We start from the raw sequence: 11,915 nt of genomic DNA, 5'->3' as shown, positions 1-11,915 counted from the left end.
CGCGCTGCGGGCGGCCGAATTTTCCGGGAAAATTGTCAGTTCAGCCATGCAAGGGCAATCGAATGGCCAGTGAATCCGAACACAGCGCAGTCGTCGAAGATGGCGTGCGGCGCCGCGACTTCATCAATATCGCGGCGGTCAGCTTCGCCGGGGTCGGCGCGGTCGCGGTGGTGCTGCCGCTGGTCAACCAGATGAATCCCTCCGCCGACGTGCTCGCGCTGTCGTCGACCGAGGTCGATATCTCGACGATCGAACTTGGCCAGGGGATCAAGACCAGCTGGCGCAAGCAGCCGGTGTTCATCCGCAAGCTGACCCCGACAGAGATCGCGGCCGCCAATGCCGTGCCGCCTTCGGAGCTGCGCGATCCGCAGACGCTGGCCGAGCGCACCAAGCCCGGCAAGGAAGAGTGGCTGATCACGCTCGCCGTCTGCACCCACTTGGGCTGCGTCCCGCTGGGCGCGACCAGCGTCGAGAATCGCGGCGATTTCGGCGGTTATTTCTGCCCGTGCCACGGCTCGCACTACGACACCGCGGCGCGCATCCGCAAAGGCCCGGCGCCGACCAACCTCGTCGTGCCGCCTTATGAATTCAACAGCGACACCGTCGTGACGATCGGCTGAGGAGCGAGATAAGATGAGCTTTCCCTGGGCCAAGAATTACGAACCCAAGCAGCCGCTGATGGTGTGGCTGGACGAGAAGCTGCCGCTGCCGCGCCTCGTCTATAACGCCGTCGGCGCCGGCTATCCGGTGCCGCGCAACCTCAACTATTTCTGGAACTTCGGCGTCCTCGCCGGGGCCGCGCTGGCGATCCAGATCGTGACCGGCATCGTGCTGGCGATGCATTATGCCGCCAATGCGGGTGTCGCGTTCAACTCGGTCGAGCATATCATGCGCGACGTGAACGCCGGCTGGTTCATCCGCTATGCGCATATGAACGGCGCGAGCATGTTCTTCATCGTCGTCTATCTGCACATTTTCCGCGGCCTTTATTACGGTTCGTACAAGGCGCCGCGCGAGATGGTGTGGCTGCTCGGCGTCGTGATCTTCCTCCTGATGATGGCGACCGCCTTCATGGGTTACGTCCTTCCCTGGGGTCAGATGAGCTTCTGGGGCGCGCAGGTGATCACCGGCTTCTTCTCGGCGATACCGATGGTCGGCGAACCGATCCGCCAGTGGCTGCTCGGCGGTTTCGCGCCCGACAACGCCGCGCTCAACCGCTTCTTCTCGCTGCACTATCTGCTGCCCTTCGTGATCGCGGGTGTCATCATCCTGCACATCTGGGCGCTGCACATCCCGGGTTCGTCGAACCCGACCGGCATCGAGGTGAAGGACGAGCAGGACACCGTCCCGTTCCACCCCTATTACACCGCGAAGGACGGCTTCGGGCTTGGCGTCTTCCTGTTCGTGTTCGCTGCGCTGACCTTCTTCACGCCGAACCTGCTGGGCCACGCCGACAATTATATCGCAGCCAACCCGCTCTCGACGCCCGCGCATATCGTTCCCGAATGGTATTTCTGGCCCTTCTACGCGATCCTGCGCGCCTTCACCTTCAACTTCCTGTGGATCGATGCGAAGCTGTGGGGCGTCATCGCTATGTTCGCGTCGATCGCGCTGCTGTTCTTCCTGCCGTGGCTCGACAGCTCGCCGGTGAAGTCGTCGACCTATCGCCCGCTCAACCGCATCTTCTTCTGGATCCTCGTCGCCGACGTGTTCATCCTGGGCTATTGCGGCAAGAGCCCGGCGGAGCAGCCCTATGTGATCCTCAGCCAGATTGGCTCGATCTATTATTTCGCGCACTTCCTGATCATCCTGCCGATCATCTCGCGGATCGAACGACCGCTGCCGATGCCGAACTCGATCACGGAAGCGGTCCTCGCAAAGCATGCCGACGACAAGTCGGCGGCCACGGCCTGAGCGCCGGACTTTAATAGGAGCTGATACAGCCATGGTTCGCCCGCTCGGTTTTCTCGTCGGCCTCGGCTTCATCGCCGCGCTGGTGTTTGCGATCTTCACGACGCCGCTCAAGAATGAGCCCAACGCCGCGCATGAGATCCACAAGCATCCGCGCCACCTCGCGCTCAGCAGCGACGGCCTGTTCCCCCATTGGGACAAGGCCCAACTGCAGCGCGGGATGCAGGTGTACAAGGAGGTCTGCTCGGCCTGTCACAGCCTGAACCTCGTTGCGTTCCGCAACATCGCGGACTTCGGCTATACCGAGGGTCAGGTGAAGAGCTTCGCCAAGAGCTATGACAATATTCCGTCGCTCAACCCCGACACGGGCGAGCCGGCGACGCGCACCGGCCTGCCGTCGGATCATTTCCCGTCGCCCTATCCGAACGAAGTCGCCGCGCGCGCCGCGAACAACAACGCGCTGCCGCCCGACCTGTCGCTGATCACCAAGGCGCGCGAAGGCGGCAAGGACTATGTCTATTCGCTGCTGACCGGCTACAAGGCCCCGCCGAAGGACCTGCCCAAGGAGCTTCAGCCGGGCACTGGGCTGCACTTCAACCCCTATTTCGCGAACCTCAACCTCGCGATGGCGCCGCCGCTGGCCAATGGTCAGGTGACCTTCGCCGACGGCAGCAAGAACGACGTCGAGCATATGGCGCGCGACGTCAGTGCCTTCCTCGTCTGGACCGCCGAACCCAATCTGGTGAAGCGCGTGTGGACCGGCTGGGCCGTGCTGCTCTTCATCGCGATGTTCACCACGCTGACCTATTTGTCGTACCGCAACATCTGGGCCGACAAGAAGCATTGATCGGGCAGGGAAGGGAGCGGCACCCATGATCGCCCTTCCCCCCGCTCCGCAACTGGACCTCGCGGGGCTCGTCCGCACCATCCCCGACTTTCCGAAGCCGGGCATCCAGTTCCGCGATATCACGACATTGATCGGCGACGCCGCCGGCTTTTCCGAAGCCGCGCGGCGTCTTTCCGTTCGAGCGGCCGACTATCGTCCCGATCTGATCGTCGCGGTCGAGGCGCGCGGTTTCCTGTTCGGCGCCGCGATGGCGACGATGATGGGGCTCGGCCTCGTCCCGGTGCGCAAGGCGGGCAAGCTGCCAGGCGTGACCATCGGGGTCGATTATGAGCTCGAATATGGCGCCGACCGCCTCGAACTGCACGAGGGCGCGGTGCTGCCCGGCCACCGTGTGGTACTCGTCGACGACCTGCTCGCGACTGGCGGCACGATCCTCGCGACCGCCGCGCTGATGCGTAGCGCCGGGGCTGAGGTCGCGGCGGCGCTGTTTGTGATCGACCTGCCCGATCTGGGCGGATCGCAGCGACTGGCCGCGGCGGGCCTCGCCTGCGAGACGCTGATTGCGTTCGACGGCGACTAGCGGGGCGGTCTCGGGGTGGGGAGGGAGCATGGCCTTCTTGCGTCGTCCCGGGTCGGATCCGGTCGACATGAGGGCCGCGTGACATTCCAAAGTTCAGTAAAGTTCAGCCCTGCGCGCGCCCCGCTTTGGACCTCGCGGAGAGCTCGACGCGTCCGGCGCGGCGCGCCGTGGGTCGCATCGGCAAGCCGGGGAGCGACCCGCTTTTGTCCACCGAATGAAAGCTGGCACAGCCGGATAATGTAGGAAAGGCTTTTTTTGAAGGCGTTTGCCGCTTTGGGGTGGGGAGCTGCCGTTGCCGTTCTTCACTTCGTCATCCCGGACTTGATCCGGGATCCGCCTTTTTCTTCAAGACAAGGCAGGCCCCGGGTCAAGCCCGGGGTGACGATTGTGGTTTAAGCGGGTGTCGCGTTTCGCCGGAAACTCGCCGCTATCCTTCCAAAAAAAGAGCCCGCGCCGGTCCGGGCGCGGACTTCCGGCGCCGGGGGACGGCGCCCTGGGATCGGTTTAGAAGGGCACCCAGCTCTGCTTCTTGCGGAACTTCATATAGCCGACATTGGCGCCGAGCCGCGCGCCGACGCCGACGCGGATCGGGATCAGCACCACGTCGCCGCGGCGGAGGTAGGAGGCGTTGAAACCGCCGATCAGATAGGCGGCGCCTTCGCCCGCGGGATAGCGCTTGTAGAGATCCTCGCTGTCGAAGAGATTATAGACGAGGACGAAGGTGTTGCCGGCGTTGGCGCCCGCGTCGAAGCCGATCGATGGACCGGTCCAATAGGCGGGCTTTTCGCCCTCGATCTTGTGGAACAGCGTCCCCGAACCGTAGCGCAGCCCGAGCACGAGCGCGCCGCCGGCTTCGCGGCCGACGATATAGGCATTGGGTTCGCCCTGCTTCTTGAGCACATCCTCGATCAGCCCGGCGAGCCCCTGCGCACCCTTGCCGAACACGCCCTCGGCGGCGCCGATCAGATCGTCCTTCTTGTAGGTCGTACCCGGGGGAGCGGCGCTGACGGCCGTGCCGGTGTCGGCGGTGACCGTGGTGTCGCCGGTGACCTGCGCGTCGCCGGTGGCGAGGTCGCTGTCGAGCGAGGCGTCGCCGCTCGTCGTCGTTTCGGTGACCGGCGGAGGCGGCGGGGTGGGATTGTTGAGGTCGACGTCGATCGCGGTGTTCGGATCGATCTCGGTCATCTGCGCCGCCGCGGGCAGCGGCGACAGCGCGAGGCCGAGCGACGCGGTCGCCGCCAGGACGAAGGTGGTGATCGATGAACGCATAATATCCCCCAAATCTCGGGCCGTGGACGCGAAACCCTGTCCCGGCACGCGTTTACCATGACTCCCGGATTGGCGCGCGGGCAATGAACCGGCGATGACCCGAGTCGATTTTGCGCCAGACCGAATCATATTGCGCGACCGGCTGATGGGGCGGCGTCAAAAAAGGGCAATGTTAGGCGTTGCGGGGCGCGAGCGTGCTGGCTATAGCGACCCGCCTAGGCCAGCCCGTCGTTAGCGCGATGGACCATGCGGAGACGTGGGTGAGTGGCTGAAACCAACGGTTTGCTAAACCGTCGTACTGGTAAATCCGGTACCGAGGGTTCGAATCCCTCCGTCTCCGCCACCACCCCTTTCGCAGGGGTGCGTATCAGTCCACCGAGATTGAGTTTCTCCCAGAAAACCTGAACTTTTCGGATTCGTTCGTCCGCAGCGGTTCATCCCCGTCCGTGTTCGGTCGTGGTATCGCCGCGTGGTTTCGGCGCCCAAAAACGTGGTCCGGAGATGGGAATGTTGAACGAAGCAAAAATCCGCGTAGCCAGGCCGCGCGCCAAGTCCTGGAAGCTCTCCGACAGTCATCGGCTTTACCTGCTGGTGACGCCGAACGGATCTAAGCTCTGGAAATGGAACTATCAATTTGACGGCAAGCAGAAGACCTGTCCTTCGGGGATTATCCGAGGATCAGCCTTCGCGATGCGCGCGCGAAACGTGACGCGGCGCGCCTCGATCTCGACGAGGGCAATGATCCCTCCGTTATCCGCAAGGTCAAGGTCCATGCGCCTAGCGCTGGCGGATGACGAGGTCTTTACCGGCGTAGCGCTCCGGACGGACGCGTTCGAGGCGCTGAGTCTTGCGACCGGCCTTGTCCATGAAGGTGACCTCGACGGTCACCGGCGCCATCGAGGCAAGGCCGAAGTGAAGCGGCTGGGTTCCTTGCGAATTATAGCCCTCGCCGGTCGAGACCTGACGCGTCGCGACGATCGTGCCGGCGTCGTCGTAGAGCCGGACCTCGGCGCCGATGCGCGTGAAGCGCCCAGCCTTGTCGAGGACGCGCACCGTGATGCTGCGGCGCGCGGCCGGCTTGCCGAGATCGTTGTGGAAGAGGAAATGGCCGCCGGTGTCGGTGTAACCGCGCGTCACCGAGAGATCGAGCGCCCCGTCGCGGTCATAGTCGAGCCAGCAGGCGCCGACGGTCGGGCGCGCGTCATCGCCCGCCTGTTCGATGCCGACGCGCACGAAACGCGCCGCATCCTGGCGGAATAGCGCATTGGGTCCGGCGCGGTTGGCGGCGAAGAGGTCGAGGTCGCCGTCATTGTCGAAATCGACCCAACTCGACTGCCGCGCCGAGCGGCCCGGCGCTATGATAATCCCATTCACCGATCGAACGCCGGCAGGCAGAAGAATGGGGAGGGCATTTGGTCATGCGCCGCCGCCGCCGGGTTCGCTGCCTGTGATGGGTGTCCCCAGCAATATGTCGAGGATCGCCGGATCGGCCAGCGTCGATGTATCGCCAAGATCGTCCGCATGGCCTTCGGCAATCTTTCGCAAGATACGCCGCATGATCTTGCCGCTACGCGTCTTTGGCAGACCGGGGACGATCCGGACGCGTTCGGGTGTGGCAATCGGCCCGATCTCGCGGCGGACCCATTGTGCGAGGTCTCGTTCGAGCAGGTCCGAGGCCGTCTCGCTGGCGTTCAGAACGACATAGGCGTGGATCGCCTGCCCCTTGATGTCGTGGGCGCTGCCCACCACCGCGGCTTCGGCGACCTTTTCATGGAGGACGAGCGCGGATTCGATCTCGGCGGTGCTCAGGCGGTGACCCGAGACGTTGATGACGTCGTCGACACGGCCCGTTATCCACCAATATCCGTCCGCATCGCGGCGGGCACCGTCACCGGTGAAATAGCGTCCCGGATAGGCGGTGAAATAGGTTTCGAAAAAGCGCGGGTGATCGTTCCAGACCGACCGCATCTGCCCCGGCCAGCTCCGCGAAATAACGAGGTTCCCGGCGCCGGCGCCTAGGACTTCGTCGCCATCGGCGTCGACGAGCCGGGGCTCGACCCCCGGCAGCGGCAGGGTCGCCGAACCGGGTTTGAGATCGGTCGCCCCCGGCAGGGGGGCGATCATCGCTCCGCCGGTTTCGGTCTGCCACCAGGTGTCGACGATCGGGCAGCGCGCCTCGCCGACGACACCATGATACCAGCGCCAGGCTTCGGGGTTGATCGGTTCGCCGACCGAACCGAGGAGGCGAAGCGAGGCGCGGCTGGTGCGCGCGACATGCTCGTCACCCTCGCGCATCAGCGCGCGTAGCACCGTAGGGGCGGTGAACAGCGTGGTGACGCGGTGGCGGTCGCAAATTTCCCACAGACGCGACGGGGTCGGCCAGTTGGGAACGCCTTCATACATCAATGTGGTCGCGCCGTTGGCGAGCGGGCCATAAAGGATGTAACTGTGCCCGGTGATCCAGCCGATGTCGGCGGCGCACCAGAATGTCTCGCCTGGCCGATAATCGAAGACAAGCTCGTGCGTCAGGGCGGCCCAGAGAAGATAGCCGCCGGTGGTGTGCATCACGCCCTTCGGTTTGCCGGTTGAGCCCGAGGTGTAGAGAATGAACAGCGGGTCTTCCGTCCCCATCGGAACCGCGGGGCAATCGGCGCCGACCGTGGTGGCGGCGTCGTGATACCAGATGTCGCGTCCCGGCGTCATCGCCGTGTCGGCGCCCGTGGCCCGCACGACGATGACGCGCTCGACTCCCGGCGCATGCGCGAGCGCCGCGTCGACATTCGGCTTCAGCGGGACATGCTTGCCGCCGCGCCGCCCCGCGTCGGCCGTGATAACGACGGTTGATCCGCAGTCGTTGATGCGGCCGGCGATCGCTTCGGGGGAGAAGCCACCGAACACGACCGAATGAATCGCGCCCAGGCGTGCGCAGGCGAGCAAGGCGAAGGCGGCTTCGGGGATCATCGGCATATAGATGGTGACGCGGTCGCCGCGCCCGACCCCGTTCGCCTTCAGCACATTGGCGAAGCGGCATATCTCGGCGAGCAGATCGGAATAGGTGATCGACCGCGACGGCTCGTCGGGGTCGTCCGGTTCCCAGATGATCGCCGTGGCATCGGGGCGCTTCGCTGCATGGCGATCGACGCAATTGACGCAGGCATTCAATTCGCCGTCGGCAAACCAGGCGATGTGAAAATCCTCGGCATCGAACGACCAATCGCCGGCAGTCTTGGGAAAGCTCGTCCAGTCCAGCCGCCGCGCCTGTTCAAGCCAGAAGGCGTCGGCGTCGGCCAGCGACCGGTCATAGAGCGCGCGCCGCGCGGCCGCATCGACGCGGCCATTCTCTCGCCACCATAGCGGCACGGGATAGATTTCGGCGTCGCCCATTTTCTTCGCTCCCTCGGTCTCTCTTCCCTCGCTTAGGATCGTGGAGCGAAAAGGCGCCGCCGAAGTTGCCGTGCAAACGGTCGCGAATGCCGGAAAATCGGCATTTGGCGACAGGTTTTGCTCAGCTGGGCGAGAGGGTGCCGAGCAAGGCGACCACCAGCACGACTGCGAACCCGGCGGCGGTTTCGGCGGCGAGCGAGCGGCGCAGCGTGCGGTCGGATCCCGGCGCGTCCGCGGCGAGCGCGGGCGCGAGGCGCCAGCGATTGAGCGCTGCGCAGCCGAGCATCGCGGCGAACAGGCCGAGTTTTGCCATCAGCAGAAATGCCCAGTCGCTGGTCAACGCTGGCGGCCAGCCCGCGATGGCGATCATGTTGACGATGCCGGTGGCGAGCAGCAGCAATACGAGGATCGTGCCCGTCGCGGCGAAGCCAGCGAGGCTGCGGATGAAGGCATCGCGGTCGCTCCGGCCGAGCAACGCGCCAAGAAAGACGACGAGGGCGCCGAGCCACATCGCGGCGGCGAGCAGATGGACGATGTCGGAAAGGCGATGGAGAGTACCGAGGCCGCCTTCGGTGGCGCCGGCATGGCCGGTCCAGGCGTTCGTGGCGAGTGCGATCGAACCGGCGATCGCGGCGAGGCCGCATTTCCGGCGTGCGGCGGCGAATGCCGCGAGCAACAGTGCAAGGCCGCGAATGGCGAACACCATGCCGAGCGGCGTCTCCGCGAGGATGGTTTGCAGCGTCGCCCGGTCGATCTCGCCAAGCGGTACGGCGAGCATCGACGTGACGCTTTCGAGCATTCCCCACGCCGATGCGGCGAGGGCAACCACCGCGGCCACCGCGACGGCTGGCAGGCTTCGCCTTCCGCTGACCAGTTCGCGTCCCGCGACGAGCATATAGAGAGGCACGCCCGCCGCGAGCAGGAGTGCCGCATAACCCAGCGCGCGCGCAGCGAGGAGGCCTGGCTCGGTCAACCGGTCACCGGACGGTGAAGTTGAAATTGCCTTGGATGCGGTGCTGGTCGCTGGCCACGGCATGCCACTTCAGCGCATAGGTGCCGGCAGCGAGCGGACGCGCGGGCTTGACCGTCAGCACCTTGCCGTTGACCTTGGTCGTAAGGCCGCCGATTGCAACGGGTGCATGCTTGGCCATGCCCGGCATGCCGGTCATCGTCAGCTCGATCCCCGAGAGCGGTGCGACAAGTGTTTCGGAAAAAGCGAGCGTGATCGCTGCCGGTTTCGCGACGCTGGCGTTGGCGGCGGGTGAAGAGGAGAGCAGGCGGGGATGGGCGATTGCCGACGCAGGCAGCAGGCTTGCGATGAGAATGGTGAGGGCGATGAAAGCATGTCTGCGCATCTGTGTCTCCAGTCCTTGGAGCTGCGGTGCAGCGGCGCCGCGGCGCCGCGGCGTCTTATCCTATAGGGCCTCGCGGCCGCATCCATATCCGGAATCCGGCTCGTTTCTGACAGGATGTGCCGGAAAGAGGCGCCGGATCGGCGATAATCGCAAGCGCGGGCATGGCACATGGGGGCATGCGATATTCGGCTGTCACCCGCTGGTTCATGCTTCTCGCCGGCCTTGCCGCCTTTCCCGTCGCAGCTTTCGCTCAAGATGGGTTTGCCGCCGATATCGACCTGCTCGAGGTGCATGTCGGGAAGGGGCATGATCACCTCGTGCTCGACGGCGGCATGACCGTCGGTGCGGGCGCCGACCAACTCGTGATCAAGCTCGCAGGCGGCAGCGACACGCGCACAAGCTTCGACGATATCGAAATCCAGGCGCTTTATTCGCGCACGCTTTCGGACCGCGTCGCAATCCTGGCTGGCGTTCGGTACGATATTCGCGACGCATCGAATCTGGCCCATGCGTCGCTGGGGATCACCGTGGACCTCGGGTCCGGGATCGAGGCCGAGCATTATGCCTTTATGTCGCAGCACGGGAACCTGACCGGAAGCGGCCAGTTGCTCGCCCGCTGGGCGATCACGCCGCGCTTGACGCTCGAACCGCGACTGGCGCTGGGCTGGTCGGGGCAGGCGGTTCCGGCCGAGGATCTTGGCCGGGGTCTGACCGATGTCGAGGCGTCGGTGCGCTTGCGCAGGGCGCTTGGCAAAAACCTCAACATCTATACGGGTGTCATCCACGAGCGTCTGCTCGGCGGCACGCGCGACATCGCAACCGCGCATGGCGAAACGGCCAGAGTCACGCGCGCCATTTTCGGCATCGGACTTTCGTTTTAGCGTCGGTCGGGGTTTGCGGGAGGGCGCCGGCCCGCGTCAGCGCAGCCAGTGGCGTGCGAGGGCGATGTGCAACCGCATGCCGGTTTCCAGGACATCATCGTTGAAATCATACCGCGGATTGTGGAGCGGCGCGGGATTGTCGCCTTGCCCCTGGCCCAGCCAGATATAGGCGCCGGGCCGCTGCTGGAGCATGAAGGAGAAATCTTCCGACGTCGCCGCCGGCTCGGGCGCCCGTGCGGCATGCGCGACGGTTGCGGCGATCTCCAGCGCATCTTCGGCCGCGGCCGGGTCGTTGATCGTTGCCGGATAATAGCGGTCATAATCGAGCGTCGCGCGTACCTCGAACGACGCCTCGATGCCGCGCAGCATCTGGCGCATCCGTTCCTCGATACGGTCCTGCACCACGGGGTCGAAGGTCCGGACCGTGCCGCCGACACGAACGTCGGCGGGAAGGACATTATGCGCATGACCGCCGTGGATTTCGGTGACCGACAGGACGGCCGACGCCGATGACGGCACGTCGCGCGCGACGATCGTGTTGAGCTGCTGCACGAGGCTGGCCGCGGCGAGCAGCGCATCGGGCGTGTCCTGCGGCAGCGCGGCGTGCCCTCCGCGCCCTTCGATCAGGATGGCGAATTTGTCCGCGGCGCCCATGATCGCGCCGGCGCGCGTCGAAATCACCCCCGCCGGCAGGCCCGGCCAATTGTGCAGCGCATAGACGCGGTCGCAGGGAAAGCGTTCGAACAAGCCGTCCTCGATCATCTGCCGCGCGCCGCCCAGGCCTTCCTCGGCCGGCTGGAAGATGAAGTGGAGCGTGCCCGAAAAGCCGGGGTCGCGGGCCAGATATTGCGCCGCGCCGAGCAGCATCGCGACATGGCCGTCGTGGCCGCAGCCATGAAAGCAGCCCGGTGCGGTGCTGGCCCAGGCCAGATTCGTCTGCTCGTCGATCGGCAGCGCATCCATGTCGGCGCGCAGGCCCAGGGTGCGGGCGCCGTCCCCCACGCGCAGCACGCCGACGAGGCCGGTCCCGCCAATGCCTTCATGGACCTCGATCCCCGCCGACCGAAGCTCGGCGGCGATGCGTGCGGCGGTCCGATGTTCCTGGAAGCCGAGTTCGGGGTGCGCATGAATGTCGCGGCGCAGTGCGACGAGCGGCTCGAGCAGGTCGGTGAGGTCGCTCATCAGCTCTGGTTGCCGAACAGGTTCTGGATCGGGAAATGATGCTTGATGAAGGGCGACTTGATCACGACGTAGCTGAAATATTTCTCGATCCCATAGTCGCTTTCGAGCATGCCCTCGATGATCGACTGATAATGGGCGACGCCGCGTGCGACGAATTTCAGCAGATAATCATAGCCGCCGCTGACGAGATGGCATTCGACGATCTCGTCGAGCTTGGCGATGCGGGTTTCGAAGCGCGAAAAGTCGCCATGACGATGCTCGGTCAGCGTCACCTCGGTGAAGACGGTAAGGAATTCGCCGAGCTTGTGCAGGTTGATATGCGCGCCATAGCCGGTGATGTAGCCGGCCTTTTCGAGCCGCTTTACCCGCGTCAGGCAGGGGCTGGGCGACAGGCAGACCGCGTCGGCTAATTCGACATTGGTGATGCGGCCCATCTGCTGCAGCTTCGCAAGGATCTTGAGGTCGATCCGGTCGAGCTTCGGGCCTGGCATCATGTCATTATCCTT

12 protein-coding genes, 1 tRNA gene and 1 pseudogene are annotated in these 11,915 nt (G+C 65.0%); 7 read left to right on the top strand and 7 right to left on the bottom strand.

Features of this window, described 5'->3' with window-relative positions; all coding sequences use genetic code 11:
- The first annotated feature begins 62 nt into the window (after positions 1-62).
- The 4 genes from petA to AC1RNQ_RS19485 are packed head-to-tail and all read left to right on the top strand — an operon-like array spanning position 63 to position 3,338.
- The gene (gene petA, locus AC1RNQ_RS19500) at positions 63-620 is read left to right on the top strand and encodes a ubiquinol-cytochrome c reductase iron-sulfur subunit (RefSeq protein WP_493173835.1); all 558 of its coding nucleotides are present in this window, start codon (positions 63-65) and stop codon (positions 618-620) included.
- 13 nt (positions 621-633) lie between these two features.
- Positions 634-1,914, top strand: coding sequence for a cytochrome b (locus AC1RNQ_RS19495; RefSeq protein WP_493173834.1), 1,281 nt, complete (start codon positions 634-636; stop codon positions 1,912-1,914).
- A 31-nt stretch (positions 1,915-1,945) separates the two neighbouring features.
- A complete protein-coding gene (locus tag AC1RNQ_RS19490) occupies positions 1,946-2,758 on the top strand; it encodes a cytochrome c1 (RefSeq protein WP_493173832.1) in 813 nt (270 codons plus the stop codon).
- Positions 2,759-2,783: 25 nt separating this feature from the next.
- Positions 2,784-3,338: an adenine phosphoribosyltransferase gene (locus tag AC1RNQ_RS19485; protein WP_493173831.1), complete on the top strand. Its 555-nt coding sequence runs from the start codon at positions 2,784-2,786 to the stop codon at positions 3,336-3,338.
- 504 nt (positions 3,339-3,842) lie between these two features.
- On the opposite strand, the gene AC1RNQ_RS19480 is transcribed toward AC1RNQ_RS19485, so the two are convergent.
- A complete protein-coding gene (locus tag AC1RNQ_RS19480; protein ID WP_493173830.1) occupies positions 3,843-4,607 on the bottom strand; it encodes a DUF1134 domain-containing protein in 765 nt (254 codons plus the stop codon).
- A 250-nt stretch (positions 4,608-4,857) separates the two neighbouring features.
- Between AC1RNQ_RS19480 and AC1RNQ_RS19475 the strand changes: the two genes are divergently transcribed.
- Together AC1RNQ_RS19475 and AC1RNQ_RS19470 are read left to right on the top strand one after the other, a co-directional pair.
- Positions 4,858-4,950 (top strand) — tRNA-Ser (locus AC1RNQ_RS19475).
- Positions 4,951-5,108: 158 nt separating this feature from the next.
- A pseudogene (locus AC1RNQ_RS19470) lies at positions 5,109-5,401 on the top strand (Arm DNA-binding domain-containing protein).
- Here AC1RNQ_RS19470 and AC1RNQ_RS19465 read toward each other — a convergent pair.
- From AC1RNQ_RS19465 to copC, 4 genes are all read right to left on the bottom strand, one after another.
- A complete protein-coding gene (locus tag AC1RNQ_RS19465; RefSeq protein WP_493173828.1) occupies positions 5,385-5,981 on the bottom strand; it encodes an FG-GAP repeat domain-containing protein in 597 nt (198 codons plus the stop codon). The pseudogene AC1RNQ_RS19470 and the gene AC1RNQ_RS19465 sit on opposite strands and share 17 nt — an antisense overlap.
- 42 nt (positions 5,982-6,023) lie before the next feature.
- Positions 6,024-7,991, bottom strand: a complete 1,968-nt coding sequence (acs, locus tag AC1RNQ_RS19460; RefSeq protein ID WP_493173826.1) for an acetate--CoA ligase — start codon at positions 7,989-7,991, stop codon at positions 6,024-6,026.
- A gap of 121 nt (positions 7,992-8,112) precedes the next feature.
- A complete protein-coding gene (copD, locus tag AC1RNQ_RS19455) occupies positions 8,113-8,964 on the bottom strand; it encodes a copper homeostasis membrane protein CopD (protein WP_493173824.1) in 852 nt (283 codons plus the stop codon).
- Between the two features lie 4 nt (positions 8,965-8,968).
- Complete coding sequence (gene copC, locus AC1RNQ_RS19450) at positions 8,969-9,346, bottom strand: copper homeostasis periplasmic binding protein CopC (protein WP_493173822.1); 378 nt, start codon at positions 9,344-9,346, stop codon at positions 8,969-8,971.
- Positions 9,347-9,552: 206 nt separating this feature from the next.
- Between copC and AC1RNQ_RS19445 the strand changes: the two genes are divergently transcribed.
- Positions 9,553-10,227: a copper resistance protein B gene (locus tag AC1RNQ_RS19445; protein ID WP_493173821.1), complete on the top strand. Its 675-nt coding sequence runs from the start codon at positions 9,553-9,555 to the stop codon at positions 10,225-10,227.
- A 36-nt stretch (positions 10,228-10,263) separates the two neighbouring features.
- Here AC1RNQ_RS19445 and AC1RNQ_RS19440 read toward each other — a convergent pair whose 3' ends face one another.
- Both AC1RNQ_RS19440 and AC1RNQ_RS19435 read right to left on the bottom strand, forming a co-directional pair.
- On the bottom strand, positions 10,264-11,409 hold the full coding sequence (locus AC1RNQ_RS19440; RefSeq protein ID WP_493173820.1) for a M20 aminoacylase family protein: 1,146 nt from the start codon (positions 11,407-11,409) through the stop codon (positions 10,264-10,266).
- The gene (locus AC1RNQ_RS19435) at positions 11,409-11,903 is read right to left on the bottom strand and encodes an Lrp/AsnC family transcriptional regulator (RefSeq protein ID WP_493173819.1); all 495 of its coding nucleotides are present in this window, start codon (positions 11,901-11,903) and stop codon (positions 11,409-11,411) included. The genes AC1RNQ_RS19440 and AC1RNQ_RS19435 overlap by 1 nt, the downstream gene beginning before the upstream one ends.
- Between the last annotated feature and the right edge of the window lie 12 nt (positions 11,904-11,915).

The sequence above is a fragment of the Sphingopyxis sp. GW821-FHT12F08 genome, assembly GCF_058806755.1.
Note: the sequence above shows the minus strand (reverse complement) of the source record. Positions and strands in the feature narration are given on the sequence as shown.

What these genes read in the sequence shown, in the direction of transcription:
- petA (WP_493173835.1), top strand. Translation starts at nt 63, where the DNA reads ATGGCCAGTGAATCCGAACACAGCGCAGTCGTCGAAGATGGCGTGCGG.
- AC1RNQ_RS19495 (WP_493173834.1), top strand. Translation starts at nt 634, where the DNA reads ATGAGCTTTCCCTGGGCCAAGAATTACGAACCCAAGCAGCCGCTGATG.
- AC1RNQ_RS19490 (WP_493173832.1), top strand. Translation starts at nt 1,946, where the DNA reads ATGGTTCGCCCGCTCGGTTTTCTCGTCGGCCTCGGCTTCATCGCCGCG.
- AC1RNQ_RS19485 (WP_493173831.1), top strand. Translation starts at nt 2,784, where the DNA reads ATGATCGCCCTTCCCCCCGCTCCGCAACTGGACCTCGCGGGGCTCGTC.
- AC1RNQ_RS19480 (WP_493173830.1), bottom strand. Translation starts at nt 4,607, where the DNA reads ATGCGTTCATCGATCACCACCTTCGTCCTGGCGGCGACCGCGTCGCTC.
- acs (WP_493173826.1), bottom strand. Translation starts at nt 7,991, where the DNA reads ATGGGCGACGCCGAAATCTATCCCGTGCCGCTATGGTGGCGAGAGAAT.
- copC (WP_493173822.1), bottom strand. Translation starts at nt 9,346, where the DNA reads ATGCGCAGACATGCTTTCATCGCCCTCACCATTCTCATCGCAAGCCTG.
- AC1RNQ_RS19445 (WP_493173821.1), top strand. Translation starts at nt 9,553, where the DNA reads ATGCTTCTCGCCGGCCTTGCCGCCTTTCCCGTCGCAGCTTTCGCTCAA.
- AC1RNQ_RS19440 (WP_493173820.1), bottom strand. Translation starts at nt 11,409, where the DNA reads ATGAGCGACCTCACCGACCTGCTCGAGCCGCTCGTCGCACTGCGCCGC.
- AC1RNQ_RS19435 (WP_493173819.1), bottom strand. Translation starts at nt 11,903, where the DNA reads ATGATGCCAGGCCCGAAGCTCGACCGGATCGACCTCAAGATCCTTGCG.